Below are 15,445 nucleotides of genomic sequence, written 5' to 3' on the forward strand. Positions count from 1 at the left end.
CCTTATGCCGGGACGGCGTCTTTCTTGGCAGCCAGCACGAAGGCGGGCGGCGGCGGGGTGCCGGCGGAGGTGGTCAGCACTTCGTAGCCGGTTTCAGTGACCAGGATCATGTGCTCCCACTGGGCCGACAGGCTGCGGTCTTTCGTCTTGATGGTCCAGCCGTCCGGCATTTCCTTGATGTCGCGGCGGCCGGCGTTGATCATCGGCTCGATCGTGAAGATCATGCCCGGCTCGAGTTTTTCCAGCGTGCCCGGTTTGCCATAGTGCAGCACTTGCGGCTCTTCGTGGAATACCCGGCCGATGCCGTGGCCGCAGAACTCGCGCACCACGCTGTAGCCGTTCTTTTCGGCGTGCTGCTGGATGGCGTGGCCAATATCACCCAAATAAGCGCCGGGTTTGACTTTCGAGATGCCGAGCCACATGCACTCATAGGTCACTTCGGCCAGGCGCTTGGCCAGGATCGATGGTTCGCCAATGAAGAACATGCGGCTGTTGTCGCCGTGAAAACCATCCTCCGTGATGATGGTGACGTCGATGTTCATCACGTCGCCGTTCTTCAGCACCTTGTCGCCCGGAATGCCGTGGCAGATCACGTCATTGAGCGAGGTGCAGACGGCCTTCGGGAAGGGCGGGTAGCCCGGCGGCGCATAGTTCAGCGGCGCCGGCGTGGTGCCCTGCACGTTTGTCATGTATTCGTGGCACAGGCGGTCGAGTTCGCCCGTGGTGACGCCGGCCTTGACGAAGGGCGTGATGTAGTCGAGCACTTCGGCGCCGAGGCGCCCGGCGAGGCGCATGCCTTCGATTTCTTCCGCGGTTTTGATGGAGATGGACATGAGAGTTCGGTTCAGTAAGGTTATGCGCGCCGGGTCGGGGTGGTGCCCTTTGCAATGTTCCTCACATTATAAGGGATTGGCCGTGCCGTTGCCGAGGACGGGGAGGGCGCCGCTATCCCATTTGCCCCGCGCGCGCTGTCGAATATCGAACGCGAAGCTTGAAAAGCCGACCGAATCCCGCTAGAATCTCGGGTTGCTCGGGCTGAGGTCCGGCAATGTTGTCAAAAGTAGTCTATTTTATTTATTCAAATCGCGAAATCGGCCTACAAGGGTGCCCTCGAGGTGACTGGCCGATATTCAAGACTTAACCCTGGAGAATTACATGTCCGTTACTATGCGCGAAATGCTGGAAGCCGGTATTCACTTCGGCCACCAGACCCGTTTCTGGAACCCAAAGATGGCACCGTTCATCTTCGGTCATCGCAACAAAATCCACATCATCAACCTGGAAAAAACCATGGCGATGTACCAGGATGCGATGAAAACCATCAAGCAGATCTCGGCCAACCGCGGCACCATCCTGATGGTCGGCACCAAGCGCCAGGCGCGCGACATCATCGCCGCTGAAGCCCAGCGCGCTGGTGTTCCTTACGTCGACCAGCGCTGGCTCGGCGGCATGCTGACCAATTTCAAGACCATCAAGACCTCGATCAAGCGCCTGAAGGACATGGAAGCCCAGATCGAAGACGGTTCGGTCGAGAAGCTGTCGAAAAAAGAAGGCCTGATGTTCGAGCGCGAAATGATCAAGCTGCAGAAGTCGATCGGCGGCATCAAGGATCTGGGCGGCGTGCCTGACGCGATCTTCGTCGTCGACGTCGGTTACCACAAGGGCACCATCACCGAAGCCGGCAAGCTGGGCATCCCTGTCATCGGCATCGTCGATACCAACCACTCGCCAGAAGGCGTGACCCACGTGATCCCGGGCAACGACGACTCGTCGAAGGCGATCACCCTGTATGCACGCGGCGTCGCCGATGCGATCCTGGAAGGCCGTGCCAACGCCACCAACGAAGTTGCCGAGATGGTCAAGGCAGCCGGCGGCGACGAGTTCGTCGAAGTGTCCGAGCAGGCTTAAGTTGCAAGAATGGCGGACTTCGGTCCGCCGCGACAACAGAAGGGGTGCCGAGCCGTGGCTGAGCACCCCTTTTTTTAAGCGCAAGAATTCCAGTCAGACATTGTGTGAATGTCATTCGGGGAAGGGATTCGAGCACAAAAGATCGTGCTCACGCCCCCGGCATTCGCACCCTACATGAATCAAATTGAGGAGAAAAACATGGCAGCAATTACTGCAGCGATGGTGGGTGAACTGCGCGCGAAGACCGATGCGCCAATGATGGAATGCAAGAAGGCCCTGACCGAAGCCGAAGGCGACATGGGTCGTGCCGAAGAGATCCTGCGCGTCAAGCTGGGCGGCAAGGCATCGAAGGCATCGTCGCGCGTGACCGCCGAAGGCGTGGTGGCAAGCTACATCGCCGGCAACGTCGGCGCGCTGGTCGAAATCAACAGCGAAACCGACTTCGTTGCCAAGAACGACGACTTCCTGGCCATGGCCAACCTGGCAGCCAAGCTGGTCGCCGAGCAGAACCCGGCCGACGTGGAAGCCCTGTCGCAACTCGACGCTGGCGGCCAGACTTTCGACGCGCTGCGTTCGGCACTGATCGGCAAAATCGGTGAGAATATGACCGTGCGCCGCTTCCAGCGTTTCGAGACGGTCGGCAAGCTGGCTTCGTACCTGCACGGTACCCGTATCGGCGTCATGGTCGAGTACGAAGGCGCGGACGAGCAGGTCGGCAAGGACGTCGCGATGCACATCGCCGCGATGAAGCCGGTCGCCCTGTCGTCGGAGCAAGTGCCTGCTGAACTGATCGAGAAAGAGCGTTCGGTCGCCCAGCTGAAGGCCCAGGAAGATGCCGACGCGGCTGCCGCCGCAGGCAAGCCGGCCCAGTCGCCGGAAATCCTGGCCAAGCGCCTCGAAGGTTCGGTCCAGAAGTACCTGAAAGAAGTGTCGCTGCTGAACCAGGCATTCGTGAAGAACGACAAGCAGTCGATCGAGCAGATGCTGAAAGCAAGCAACACCACGGTGAAGGCGTTCACGATGTACGTCGTGGGCGAGGGCATCGAGAAGAAGGTCGACGACTTCGCAGCAGAAGTCGCAGCACAGATGGCTGCGAACAAGCAGTAATGTGAAAAGCGGGCCGCAAGGCCCGTTTTTTTAACCCGGCCACTTCATGGGGCCGGGTGCGGGGTGGACTCCCGGGTCCGCCCTGCGGGGAAAAATGCCGCCGGCCATTCGGCCCGTGCGCGCCTGTTTCGCCACCATCTGTACATTGGCAGATGAGGCCCGGCTCGATTGGCCCGGCCAGACCCGAATTCGAAACAATACTTAGGAGAGCGCTTCATCATGACAAAACCAGCCTACCAACGAGTCCTCCTTAAACTGTCTGGCGAAGCGCTGATGGGCGACGATCAGTTCGGCATCAATCGCGCCACCATCGACCGCATGGTCGCAGACGTCGCCGAGGTGGCGAAGGCGGGTGTCGAGGTGGCAGTCGTGATTGGCGGCGGCAACATCTTCCGCGGCGTCGCGCCGGGGGCGCAGGGCATGGACCGCGCAACCGCCGACTACATGGGCATGCTGGCCACCGTCATGAACGCGCTGGCCCTGGCCGACGCCATGCGCCACGTCGGCATCACCGCCCGCGTGATGTCGGCGATCGGCATCGACCAGGTGGTCGAGCCCTACGTGCGCCCGAAAGCGCTGCAGTACCTGGAAGAAGGCAAGGTCGTCGTCTTCGCCGCCGGCACCGGCAACCCCTTCTTCACCACCGACACCGCAGCCGCCCTGCGCGGCGCCGAGGTGGGCGCGCAGATCGTCCTGAAGGCCACCAAGGTCGATGGCGTATATACTGCCGATCCGCAGAAGGATCCAAACGCGACCCGCTACGAGTCGATCACGTTCGACGAGGCGATCTCGAAGCAGCTGCAGGTGATGGACGCGACCGCGTTCGCCCTGTGCCGCGACCAGAAGCTGCCGATCAAGGTGTTCTCCATCGTCAAGCCGGGCGCCCTGATGCGGGTGATCATGGGCGAAGACGAAGGCACCCTGGTCCACGTTTGATATCCGTACCAAAACCGTACACCAATACCCAATAACAGGAGAGCAGCATGTCCTTAGCTGACGTGAAGAAGAATGCGCAAGAGCGCATGAACAAGTCGATCGAAACCCTGCGCGCCGACCTGGCCAAGGTCCGTACCGGCCGCGCCCACACGGGCATCCTCGACCACATCACGGTCGACTACTACGGCTCGCCGACGCCGCTGACCGGCGTGGCCAACGTGACCCTGATCGACGCCCGTACCATCGGTGTCCAGCCGTATGAAAAGAAGATGCTGAGCACCATCGAAAAGGCGATCCGCGACTCCGACCTCGGCCTGAACCCGTCGACCTTCGGCGAACTGGTCCGCGTGCCGACCCCGGCGCTGACCGAAGAGCGCCGCAAGGAAATGGTGAAACTGGTCAAGTCGGAAGCCGAAGACGCGAAGATTGCCGTGCGTAACATCCGCCGCGACGCCAACGAGCAGCTGAAAAAGATGGTGAAAGACAAGACCGCCTCGGAAGACGACGAGCGCCGCTCCTCGGACGACATCCAGAAGCTGACCGACAAATTCGTCGCCGACATCGACAAGATGGTTGCGGAAAAAGAAAAAGAAGTCCTGACCGTGTAAGATGCTGGCGCGCTCGGCAATAAGCCGAGTGCGCCAGGCAAGATCGTGTAGTAATGGAGTATTAAAATAATGCATTAAGCCACTACCGGTCGGCGAGGCGCCGCCCGGTAGTTCGCTTTTTTTGTCCCGTATTCGCCGTCATGGCAATGGATTTATGATCTTCAAGAGTTCGACAACTGCTGTTCCGGATGTGCCGGCCGTCCCGCGCCATATCGCCGTCATCATGGACGGTAATGGCCGTTGGGCAACCAAGCGGCTGCTGCCGCGCGTGGCGGGCCACGTCAAGGGCGTCGAAGCCGTACGCGGCCTGGTCGAGGCCTGCGTGCTGCGCGGGGTGGAATACCTGACGCTGTTCGCGTTTTCCTCGGAAAACTGGCGCCGCCCGGAAGAGGAAGTGTCGCTGCTGATGCGCCTGTTCGTGACCGCGCTCGAGCGCGAAGTCTCGAAGATGCACGCGAATAATATCCGGCTGAAGGTCGTCGGCGACCTGTCGCGCTTCGATCCCAAGCTGCGCGACATGATCGCCAACGCCGAGCGCCGCACGGCCGGCAACTCGCGCCTGACCGTCACCGTCTGCGCCAACTATGGCGGCCGCTGGGACATCATGCAGGCCACCGGCAAGATGGTGGCCGCCAATCCGGGCGTGACCGAATTCACGGAAGACATGCTCGCGCCGCACCTGGCGATGGCCTATGCGCCCGAGCCGGACCTGTTCATCCGCACCGGCGGGGAAGAGCGCATCTCGAACTTCCTGCTGTGGCAACTGGCCTATTCCGAGCTGTACTTCACCGACACCTATTGGCCCGACTTTTCGGTCGAGTCGCTGGACGCGGCGATCGCGTCTTACCAGAGCCGCGAGCGCCGTTTCGGCCGCACCGGCGAACAAGTAGCCAACAAAAACTGATGCTGAAAACCCGGGTCCTCACCGCGCTCGTGCTGCTGGCAGTGCTCCTGCCGGTCCTGTACTCCAATAACTACACGGCCTTTGCGGTGGTGGCCACTGCCTTCTTCGGGGTGGCAATCTGGGAAACCTTCCGCCTGTTTAACCCGAAGTCCGGCAAGGCGGTGCTCGTGGCCGGGCTCTGGACGGCCCTGTTCGTATGGATTTTCTTCATCGCCGGCAGCGTCTCCACTTCCATCTTCTGGCTCTCCCCGAGCTTCTGGTTCTATTTCAGCGTCGCCCTCTGGCTGGTGCGCTTCGTGCCCTCGCTGAAGATGGGTTTGCCGCCGCTCGACAGCACGCGAAATACGCTGTTCAGCCTGACCTATGCGATTACCCTGGTGGGCTGCTTTGCCGCCATCGTCACGCTGTATGCGTATTCGCCGCTCTACCTGCTGTCGGTGCTGGCCATCGTCTGGTGCGCCGATATCTTCGCCTACTTCTCGGGCAAGGCCTTCGGCAAGCGCAAGCTCGCCCCTTCCATCTCTCCGGGCAAGTCCTGGGAAGGCGTGTATGGGGGCTGCGTTGCCGTGATCGTGATTGCCACCCTCGTCATCCTGTTCGGCGGCGAGGCGCTGGCCAATACCTTCCCCGTGCGCGTGCAGGCCAGCCTCGGCTGGGCCGTCACGTACCTGACCCTGATCCTGATTGTCGCCGCCAGTGTCGTCGGCGACCTGTTCGAATCCCAGCTCAAGCGCCGCGCCGGCATGAAAGACAGCAGCAACCTGCTGCCGGGTCATGGCGGGGTGCTCGACCGGATCGACGCCCTGGTGCCGGTATTGCCGCTGGCGGCACTGGTCGGCGCCTGGCTGTAGGCTGTAAGGAGTTTCACATGCAACGCATCACCATCCTGGGCGCCACCGGCTCCATCGGCGTCTCGACCCTCGACGTGCTCGCGCGTCATCCCGGGCAATACCAGGTCTACGCGCTGAGCGCGCACAGCCGCGTGGAGGAATTGGCTGAGCAGTGCCGCCGGTTCCGTCCGCAACGCGCCGTGGTCGGCAGCCCGCAAGCCGCCGCTGAACTGTCGCGCCTGCTCGCCGGCCTGCCGGTCGAGGTCAGCCATGGCGAAGCGGCGCTGTGCGAGATCGCGTCCAGCCCGGATACCGACACCGTCATGGCCGCCATCGTCGGCGCCGCCGGACTGGCGCCTGCGCTGGCGGCAGCGCGGGCGGGCAAGAAAATCCTGCTGGCCAACAAGGAAGCGCTCGTCATGTCGGGCCAGCTGTTCATGGACGCCGTGCGCGAGCACAAGGCCACGCTGCTGCCGATCGACAGCGAGCACAACGCCATCTTCCAGTCGCTCCCCGGCACCTATGCGCGCGACCCGGCGGCGGCCGGCGTCGCGAAAATCCTGCTGACCGCGTCGGGCGGGCCTTTCCTCACGCGCGCGGTCGAGACGCTGGAAGAGGTCACGCCCGAGGAAGCCTGCAAGCACCCGAACTGGTCGATGGGCCGCAAGATTTCGGTCGACTCGGCGACCATGATGAACAAGGGCCTGGAGGTGATCGAGGCGCACTGGCTGTTCGGCGCACCGGCCGACCTCATCGAGGTCGTCATCCACCCGCAAAGCGTGATCCACTCGATGGTCTCGTACACCGACGGCTCCGTGCTGGCCCAGCTCGGGAACCCCGACATGCGCACCCCGATCGCGCACGCGCTGGCCTATCCGGAGCGGATCGCTTCCGGCGTGGCCCAGCTCGACCTCACCAGCATGGGCGCACTGCAGTTCCACAAGCCTGACTACGTGCGCTTCCCCTGCCTCAAACTCGCTTTTGATGCGTTATGCGCGGGCGGCACCGCGCCGGCCCTGCTGAACGCCGCCAACGAGATTGCGGTCGAAGCCTTTCTCGAGCGGCGCATCGGTTTCCGCGACATCGACCGCGTGGTGCGGCGCGTGATGGACGAAAACGCGCACGGCGCCGCCCACGACATTGCAGCCGTGATGGACCAGGACACGCAGGCGCGCCGCGCCGCGCAGCAGGTCGTCGCCGGCATAACGCGTAGTTAAGGCTACCGAGACACGACCATGAACTTCCTCTACACCGCGGTGGCCTTCCTGCTTGCATTGGGGCCGCTCATCATCTTCCACGAGCTCGGCCACTACTGGGTGGCGCGCGCCTGCGGCGTCAAGGTGCTGCGTTTTTCGCTCGGCATGGGCAAGGTCGTCTGGTCGCGCCGTTTCGGGCCGGACCAGACCGAGTGGGCCGTCTCGGCGCTGCCGCTGGGCGGCTACGTGCAGATGCTCGACAGCCGCGACCCGGAAACGGCGCCGAAAGACCCGAAGGACGCGCAGCGCGACTTCATGCGCCAGAACGTCTGGAAGCGCATCGCCATCGTCGCCGCCGGCCCGACCGCCAACTTCCTGCTCGCCATCGTGCTGTTCGCGGCACTGTTCGTGCACGGCACCGAAGAGCCTGCGACCAAGCTGCGGCCGATGGCGCAAAACACGCCGGCCCATGCGGCCGGCCTGCGCGGCGGCGACAGCATCGTTGCCGTCAACGGCGAGCCGGTCGCCTCCTGGGGCGACCTGCGCTGGGAGGTGCTTGGCCTGGCCATCGACAAGGGGGAAGCGCGCTTCGACGTGCGCGCCGCCAACGGCAGCAGCTACGCCGCCACCATCCCGCAAAGCGTCATCGCCAGGACCGATCCGGAAGGCGACGTCATGGCCACCCTTGGACTGGATGTCTGGATCGGCATGCCGGTCGTCGGCAAGACGGTCGATGGCGGCGCCGGCGCGCGTGCCGGCCTGCGTCCCGGCGACGTGGTGCTGGGCGCCGACGGCAAGCCGTTCGTACATGCGGCCGAATTCGTGCAGGCCGTGCGCGCCGCGCCGGGCCGCACCATGCAACTGCAGGTGCGCCGCGGCAGCGAGACGACGGGGGGAGAGACGATCATTTTGCCGCTCACGCCCGAGCGCGACCCAAAAGGGCAGGGCATCGCCGCCGTCCAGCTGGCGCCGGCGCTCGAGCGCGTGACGGTGCAATCAGGCCCGCTCGAGGCGGTGCAGAAGGGCGCCCGCCGCACCTGGGAAATGACGACCCTCACCTTCAAGATGATCGGCAAGATCGTCACCGGGCAGGCGTCGCTGAAGAATATCACCGGACCGATCGCGATTGCCGACTATGCGGGGCAGACCGCGCGCCTGGGCCTGGCGACCTTTTTGAGCTTCATCGCGGTCGTCAGCGTGAGCCTTGGTGTAATGAATCTGTTACCAATTCCAGTGCTGGATGGTGGCCATTTGCTGTATTATTCGCTGGAAGTTTTGACCGGGCGCCCCCTGCCCGAGCGGATCACCGCATTCGCACAGCGTGCGGGGGTGGCCCTGCTGTTCATGCTGATGGCGCTCGCCATCTTCAATGACCTGTCGCAGCGGCTCTAGAGGAGTTGAGAGACGCGCGCCACCGGCACACAAGTATATGTACGTTGTCCAATGACTGACCCATTGATTTAGCCAATGAAATCACAACAAGATCGTTTTGCCCTGCCGTTCGTTCGTCGCAGCCTGATCGGCGCGGCTGTGCTGGCCCTGTGTGCCGGCCCTGCGCTTGCCGTCGAACCGTTCGTCGTGAAAGACATCCGGATCGAAGGCATCCAGCGCACTGAAGCCGGCACCGTGTTCACCTACCTGCCGGTGCGCGTGGGCGAGACCTTCAACGACGAGAAGAGCGTCGCTGCGATCAAGGCGCTGTATGCGACCGGCTTCTTCAAGGACATCCGCCTGGAAGAAGACAAGGGCGTGCTGGTGGTGCTGGTCGAAGAGCGCCCGGCGATTGCCTCGGTCGATTTCACCGGTACAAAAGAATTCGAGAAGGACATGCTGATCAAGGCCCTGCGCGACATCGGCGTGGGCGAGACCAAGATCTACGACAAGGCCTCGGTCGACCGCGCCGAACAGGAACTGAAACGCCAGTACCTGTCGCACGGCCTGTATGGCGTGAAGATCACCACCACCATCACCCCGATCGAGCGTAACCGCGTCAACGTGATGTTCAACGTCGACGAAGGCGATGTCGCGCGCATCAAGGGTATCAACATCGTCGGCAACAAGGTCTTCTCGGACAAGGAATTGCGCGACGTGCTGCAGCTCTCGACCTCCGGCTGGCTGACCTGGTACTCGAAAGCCGACCAGTATTCCAAGACCAAGCTGACCGGCGACCTGGAAGCGATCAAGTCGTTCTACCTCGACCGCGGCTACCTGGAAGCGAACGTCGAATCGACCCAGGTCTCGATCACGCCGGACAAGCGCGAGATCTACCTGACGATCAACATCGCCGAAGGCGAGAAGTACACGGTGTCCTCGGTTGCCCTGGAAGGCGAGACCTTCGGGCGCGAGGAAGAACTGCGCCAGCTGATCCTGCTCCAGCCGGGCAAGCCGTATTCGGGCGCGCTGCAGGAAGCGACCAACAAGCGCATCGCCGCCCGCCTGGGCACGTTCGGCTACGCATTTGCCAGTGTCAACGCCAACCCGGAAATCAACCGCGAGAAGCGCGAAGTCGCCTTCACCTTCATCGTCGATCCGGGCAAGCGCGCCTATGTGCGCCACATTAACATCGCCGGCAATACCGTCACCCGCGACGAAGTGATCCGCCGCGAATTCCGCCAGTTCGAAGGCGCCTGGTACGACGCCGACCGCGTCAAGCTCTCGCGCGACCGTGTCGACCGCCTCGGCTACTTCAAGGAAGTCAAGGTCGACACGCCGGAGTCGCCGGGCACAGGCGACCAGGTCGACGTCAACCTGACGGTCGAGGAAAAGCCGACCGGTAACTTCATGATCGGCGGCTCGTTCTCGCAGGCCGAGAAGTTCACCTTCACGGCCTCGGTCCAGCAAGCCAACTTTGCCGGCAGCGGCCAGACGGTCGGCATCGACCTGAACACCTCGAAGTACAGCCGCACGATCGCGTTCTCGAACACCAACCCGTACTTCACCGACGACGGCATTTCGCGCTCCTTCCAGCTGTACCACCGCACGACCCGTCCGCCGCTGGAGAACATCGGTTCCTACACGGTGCGCCAGAACGGCGGCAACATGACCTTCGGCGTGCCGTTCTCGGAAACCGATACCGTCTACTTCGGCGCCGGCATCGAGCGCACTTCGCTGACGACCGACGAGACCAGCCCGACCCTGTACCAGTCCTTCGTGGCGCAGAACGGCGGCCCGGCCAACGGTATCGGTACCGCCACGAGCCTGGCGATCCCACTGACTGCGGCCTGGGGCCGCGACAGCCGCGACAGCGCGCTGACCCCGAGTGTCGGCCGCTACCAGCGCGCCAACATCGAGATCGACGCGTTCGGCGACGCCAAGTACTACCGCCTGGTCTACGAACAGCAGTGGTACCGCCCGATCACGAGCTGGATGACGCTGGCCCTGCGCGGCGAACTCGACTACGGCAAGGGCATCGGCGGCGACGCCTACCCGGTCTTCAAGAACTTCTATGCCGGCGGCATCGGTTCGGTGCGCGGCTACGAAAGCTCGACCCTGGGCGTGGTCGATCCGCGTTACGGCGACGCCATCGGCGGCTCGAAGCGCGTGATCGGCAGTGTCGAATTGCAGTTCCCGTTCCCGGGCAGCAAGGACCGCAGCCTGCGCTGGTTCACCTTCGCCGACGGCGGCCAGGTATTCCAGGAGAAGTCGAAGATCTACCTCGGCGAGCTGCGCTACTCGGCCGGTATCGGCCTGTCGTGGATTTCCCCGGTCGGACCGCTGCGCCTGAGTTATGCTAAGCCCTTGAACGCGAAACCGGGCGACCAGCTCGAGCGCTTCCAGTTCCAGATGGGCACGGGCTTCTGACCGGCCGCCCGTCGGTGCCACCTTTGCGTTACACCTTTTCATCGCGGAGAATTATGTTGAAAAACCTGATAGCCTCGTTGCCGCGCAGTGTGCCTTCTGCGATCTTGCTGGCGGCGCTGTGCGCCAGCGCGCTACCGGTCATGGCGCAGACGACGGGCCGCATCGGCTTCGTGTTCACCGAGCGCCTGATGACCGAGTCGAAGATGGCCAAGGCCGCCGACGCCAAGATCCAGGCCGAGTTTTCGAAGCGACAGAAGACGACCGAAGAGATGGTGGCCAAGTTCAAGCAGATGAGCGAGAAGTTCGACGCCGATGCGCCGCGCCTGGCCGACGTCGAGCGCACCCGCCGCGCGCGCGAACTGTTCGACATGGAAAAAGACGTGCAGCGCATGAACCGCGAGTTCACGGAAGACCTGATGCAGCGCAAGGGTGAAGAACGCGCCGCCATCGCCCAGAAGGCCTTCAAGATCATCGAACAGATCGCCGAGCAGGAAAAGCTGGACGCCGTGCTGCAGGAAGCGGCGTGGTCGAGTCCCCGGATCGACATCACCGACAAGATCCTGAAACTGATGGACAAGTAATATTTTGGAACAACGCGAATCACACCCCCAGGGCGTGCGCCTGGGCGACCTGGTCGAGCGTTTCGGCGGCCAGCTGCTCGGTAACCCCGACCTCGTCGTCGCCTCGATCGCCCCGCTCGACAACGCCGGCCCGACCCAGATCAGCTTCCTCTCCAACAGCAAGCTGCGCGCGCTGGCCGCGCAAAGCGAGGCCGCCGCGCTGATCCTGTCGCCGCTGGACGATCCGTCCGTCGCCGCCACCTATGCCGGCGCGCGCATCGTCACCACCAACCCCTACGCCTATTTCGCCCGCGCCGCGCAGTACTTCGTGTCGCTGGAGGAAAGCGCGCCGGCGCCGGGCATCCACCCGAGCGCGGTGGTGGACCCGTCCGCGAAGATCGACGCCAGCGCCCACGTGGGCCCACATGTCACGATCGAAGCGGGTGCAGTGGTGAATGCCGGCGCCGTGATCGACCACGGCTGCTTCATCGGCAAGGAAGCCATTGTCGGCGAGGGCACGCGCTTTTTCGCCAACGTCACCTTCCACCGCCAGTGCGTCATCGGCGCGCGCGGCATCGTGCATTCGGGCGCGGTGATCGGCGGCGACGGCTTCGGCTTCGCCAGCGAGGCGGGCGTCTACATCAAGATCCCGCAGACCGGGCGCGTGGTCATCGGCGACGACGTCGACATCGGCTCGAACACCTCGATCGACCGCGGGGCCCTGGCCGACACGGTCATCGAAGACGGCGTCAAGCTCGACAACCAGATCCAGATCGGCCACAACTGCCACATCGGCAAGCATACGGCGATGGCCGGCTGCGTGGGCGTGGCCGGCAGCGCGAAGATCGGCAGCCGCTGCACCTTCGGCGGTGCGGCGATGGTGCTCGGGCACCTCGAGATCGCCGACAACGTGCACATCTCGTCGGGCAGCATGGTCTCGCGCTCGGTGCTCGAACCCGGCCAGTACACGGGCTTTTATCCGCTGGCGAAGAATGCCGAATGGGAGAAGTCGGCCGCGATCGTGCGCAACCTGAACACCATGCGCGACAAGATCCGCGCATTGGAAAAAACAATCAAAACGATTACAGAACAAAAATGACCGAATCTATTGCCACCCCCACCGCAAAGCGTACCCTCGGCATCAACGAGATCAAGGAATACCTGCCGCACCGCTATCCGCTGCTGCTGGTCGACCGCGTGCTCGATGTCGAAATCGGCAAGCGCATCACCGCCATCAAGAACGTGACCGTCAACGAAGAATTCTTCAACGGCCACTTTCCGCACCAGCCGGTGATGCCGGGCGTCCTGATGATCGAAGCGATGGCGCAGACCGCCGCGATCCTGTCGTTCATGACGATGGACGTGAAGCCCGACGAAAACTCGGTGGTGTATTTCGTCGGCATCGACAACGCACGCTTCAAGCGTCCGGTGGGCCCTGGCGACCAGCTGGTGATGGATGTCGAGATCCTGCGCGTCTCGCGCGGCATCTGGAAGTACAAGGCCACGGCCAGCGTCGACGGCAAGGTCGCGGTCGAGGGTGAACTGATGTGCACGATTCGTGCAAACGAGACCGCACCGGCGGCAGCGGGGCAGTAAATGAACAAGATTCACCAGAGTGCGATCGTCGACCCGAGGGCCGAGCTCGACAGCTCGGTCGAGGTCGGCCCGTACTCGATTATCGGGCCGAACGTGCGCATCGGCGCCGGCACCGTGGTCGGTCCGCATGTGGTCATCGAAGGCCACACGACCATCGGCGAGAACAACCGCTTCTTCCAGTTCTGTTCGATCGGGGCCGCGCCCCAGGACAAGAAGTGGAAGGGCGAGCCGACCCGCCTCGAGATCGGCAACGACAACACGGTAAGGGAATTCGTGACTTTCAACCTGGGCACGGCCCAGGATGAGGGCGTCACGAGGCTCGGCAACGACAACTGGATCTCGGCCTACGTGCACCTGGCCCATGACTGCCAGGTGGGCAGCCACACGATCTTCTCGAACAATGCGCAGCTCGCGGGCCATGTCCACGTGGGCGACCACGCGATCCTGTCCGGTTACGCCGGCGTGCACCAGTTCTGCAAGATCGGCGCGCATGCCTTCATCGGCATGTACACCAGCCTGACCCAGGACGTGCCGCCCTTCGTGCTCGTTTCGGGCAACCCGGCCGGCGCGCGCGGCGTGAACATCGAGGGCCTCAAGCGCCGCGGCTTCACCCGTGCCCAGATCGACGGCGTGCGCGCCGCCTACAAGCACATCTACCGCTCGAACCTGACGCTGGAAGAAGCGAAAGCGGCGCTCGCGCAGGAAGAAGCCAACATGCCGGAAGCGGCAGGCGAGATCCGCGCGATGCGCGATTTCCTGGGCGCCGCCACCCGTGGCATCGTCCGCTAAGCTGTCCCTCGTCACGCCGCCTGGCGTTTCGCTAGCCATGGTCGCCGGCGAGGTGTCCGGCGACATGCTCGCGGCGCGCCTGATCGCGGGACTGCGTCCGCATCTGCCCAACGCGCGCTTCCACGGCATCGGTGGCCCGCGCATGATCGAGCAGGGTTTTGTATCGGATGTGCCGCTCGAGACCCTGACCGTGCGCGGCCTGTTCGAGATCATCCCGCGCTACCGCGAAATCAAGGGCATCCAGAACCGCCTGCGCGATCGCCTTCTTGAAGAGAGGCCGGCCGCCTTCATCGGCGCCGACTATCCCGGCTTTAACCTCGGGCTGGAAGAGCAGCTGCGTGCACAGGGGATTCCGACGGTGCACTTCGTCGGCCCCCAGATCTGGGCCTGGCGCGGCGGCCGCATCAAGAAGATCCAGCGCGCGGTGTCGCACATGCTGGTGATCTTTCCGTTCGAAGAGCAAATCTACCGCGACGCCGGCGTGCCGGTGACCTATATCGGCCACCCGCTGGCGGAAACGATTCCGCTGGTACCGGATACCGTGGCCGCGCGCACCGCGCTCGGGCTGGCGCCCGATGCCCGTGTGGTGACGATCATGCCGGGCAGCCGCATGGGCGAACTGAAATACCTGGCCGAGCCTTTCGTGCGCGCCGCCGGCCTGCTTGCCAAACGCGACCCCGGCCTCAGCTTCGTGGTGCCGATGGCGGGCGACAGGCAGCGTGCCTATTTCAACCAGATCGTGGCGCAGGCAGGCCTGCAGGGTGTTCCCTTGACACTGGTGGACGGCAGCTCGCACACGGCGATTGCCGCGGCCGACGCGGTGCTGGTGGCCTCGGGCACGGCAACCCTGGAAGTGGCGCTGTTCAAGAAGCCGATGGTCATCGCCTACAAGGTGATGCGCGCATCCTGGGAAATCATGCGCCACATGGGCTACCAGCCCTGGATCGGGCTGCCGAATATCCTGGCGCGCGAATTCCTGGTGCCGGAACTGTTGCAGAATGCCGCCACCCCCGAGGCAATGGCGGATGCCGTGTGGGCGCAGTTGAACGACACGGCGCGACGCGATAAGCTGGCAGGGCGATTTACGGAGATGCACCATAGCCTGCTGCGCAACAGTGCCTCGGTGAGCGCCGAGGCGGTGCTGCGGGTGATTGGCAAATAAGCGGCACATGAGCGGCGCCGGGCATCAAGCCAGCAGCTGAACGAAATA

15 protein-coding genes are annotated in these 15,445 nt (G+C 63.5%); 14 read left to right on the plus strand and 1 reads right to left on the minus strand.

The features are described 5' to 3' along the window. Nucleotides 1–2: 2 nt before the first annotated feature. Complete coding sequence (map, locus tag ACFPN5_RS14040; protein ID WP_379784268.1) at nucleotides 3–833, minus strand: type I methionyl aminopeptidase; 831 nt, start codon at nucleotides 831–833, stop codon at nucleotides 3–5. A gap of 322 nt (nucleotides 834–1,155) precedes the next feature. Here map and rpsB point away from each other — a divergent pair, with 322 nt between their 5' ends. From rpsB to lpxB, 14 genes are all read left to right on the plus strand, one after another. Then, nucleotides 1,156–1,908: a 30S ribosomal protein S2 gene (rpsB, locus tag ACFPN5_RS14045; RefSeq protein WP_379784270.1), complete on the plus strand. Its 753-nt coding sequence runs from the start codon at nucleotides 1,156–1,158 to the stop codon at nucleotides 1,906–1,908. A gap of 198 nt (nucleotides 1,909–2,106) precedes the next feature. Then, entirely contained in the window at nucleotides 2,107–3,015 is a 909-nt protein-coding gene (tsf, locus tag ACFPN5_RS14050) for a translation elongation factor Ts (RefSeq protein ID WP_379784272.1), read from the plus strand. A gap of 219 nt (nucleotides 3,016–3,234) precedes the next feature. Next, nucleotides 3,235–3,951 (plus strand): UMP kinase, encoded by a 717-nt coding sequence (gene pyrH, locus ACFPN5_RS14055; RefSeq protein WP_379784274.1) that lies wholly within the window; start codon nucleotides 3,235–3,237, stop codon nucleotides 3,949–3,951. Between the two features lie 47 nt (nucleotides 3,952–3,998). Beyond that, nucleotides 3,999–4,559 carry a ribosome recycling factor gene (frr, locus tag ACFPN5_RS14060; RefSeq protein ID WP_379784276.1) on the plus strand — a complete coding sequence of 187 codons (561 nt, stop codon included), beginning with the start codon at nucleotides 3,999–4,001 and terminating at the stop codon, nucleotides 4,557–4,559. 154 nt (nucleotides 4,560–4,713) lie between these two features. Further along, nucleotides 4,714–5,463, plus strand: coding sequence for a polyprenyl diphosphate synthase (uppS, locus tag ACFPN5_RS14065; protein WP_379784278.1), 750 nt, complete (start codon nucleotides 4,714–4,716; stop codon nucleotides 5,461–5,463). Next, nucleotides 5,463–6,314, plus strand: a complete 852-nt coding sequence (locus ACFPN5_RS14070; protein WP_379784280.1) for a phosphatidate cytidylyltransferase — start codon at nucleotides 5,463–5,465, stop codon at nucleotides 6,312–6,314. Before uppS ends, ACFPN5_RS14070 begins: the two co-directional genes overlap by 1 nt. Before the next feature lie 17 nt (nucleotides 6,315–6,331). Further along, complete coding sequence (ispC, locus tag ACFPN5_RS14075) at nucleotides 6,332–7,510, plus strand: 1-deoxy-D-xylulose-5-phosphate reductoisomerase (RefSeq protein WP_379784282.1); 1,179 nt, start codon at nucleotides 6,332–6,334, stop codon at nucleotides 7,508–7,510. 18 nt (nucleotides 7,511–7,528) lie between these two features. Further along, on the plus strand, nucleotides 7,529–8,881 hold the full coding sequence (gene rseP / locus ACFPN5_RS14080; protein ID WP_379784284.1) for an RIP metalloprotease RseP: 1,353 nt from the start codon (nucleotides 7,529–7,531) through the stop codon (nucleotides 8,879–8,881). Nucleotides 8,882–8,956: 75 nt separating this feature from the next. Beyond that, a complete protein-coding gene (gene bamA, locus ACFPN5_RS14085) occupies nucleotides 8,957–11,290 on the plus strand; it encodes an outer membrane protein assembly factor BamA (protein WP_379784287.1) in 2,334 nt (777 codons plus the stop codon). An 89-nt stretch (nucleotides 11,291–11,379) separates the two neighbouring features. After that, complete coding sequence (locus tag ACFPN5_RS14090; RefSeq protein WP_379784289.1) at nucleotides 11,380–11,871, plus strand: OmpH/Skp family outer membrane protein; 492 nt, start codon at nucleotides 11,380–11,382, stop codon at nucleotides 11,869–11,871. A gap of 4 nt (nucleotides 11,872–11,875) precedes the next feature. Further along, nucleotides 11,876–12,949: a UDP-3-O-(3-hydroxymyristoyl)glucosamine N-acyltransferase gene (gene lpxD / locus ACFPN5_RS14095; RefSeq protein ID WP_379784291.1), complete on the plus strand. Its 1,074-nt coding sequence runs from the start codon at nucleotides 11,876–11,878 to the stop codon at nucleotides 12,947–12,949. Next, nucleotides 12,946–13,446, plus strand: coding sequence for a 3-hydroxyacyl-ACP dehydratase FabZ (gene fabZ, locus ACFPN5_RS14100; protein ID WP_379784293.1), 501 nt, complete (start codon nucleotides 12,946–12,948; stop codon nucleotides 13,444–13,446). The genes lpxD and fabZ overlap by 4 nt, the downstream gene beginning before the upstream one ends. After that, a complete protein-coding gene (gene lpxA, locus ACFPN5_RS14105) occupies nucleotides 13,447–14,235 on the plus strand; it encodes an acyl-ACP--UDP-N-acetylglucosamine O-acyltransferase (protein ID WP_379784295.1) in 789 nt (262 codons plus the stop codon). Continuing rightward, complete coding sequence (gene lpxB, locus ACFPN5_RS14110; protein WP_379784297.1) at nucleotides 14,219–15,397, plus strand: lipid-A-disaccharide synthase; 1,179 nt, start codon at nucleotides 14,219–14,221, stop codon at nucleotides 15,395–15,397. Before lpxA ends, lpxB begins: the two co-directional genes overlap by 17 nt. Nucleotides 15,398–15,445 lie beyond the last annotated feature (48 nt).

The sequence above is a fragment of the Massilia niabensis genome (genome assembly GCF_042655085.1).
In the GTDB taxonomy this organism is placed as follows: Bacteria; Pseudomonadota; Gammaproteobacteria; order Burkholderiales; family Burkholderiaceae_D; genus Telluria; species Telluria niabensis.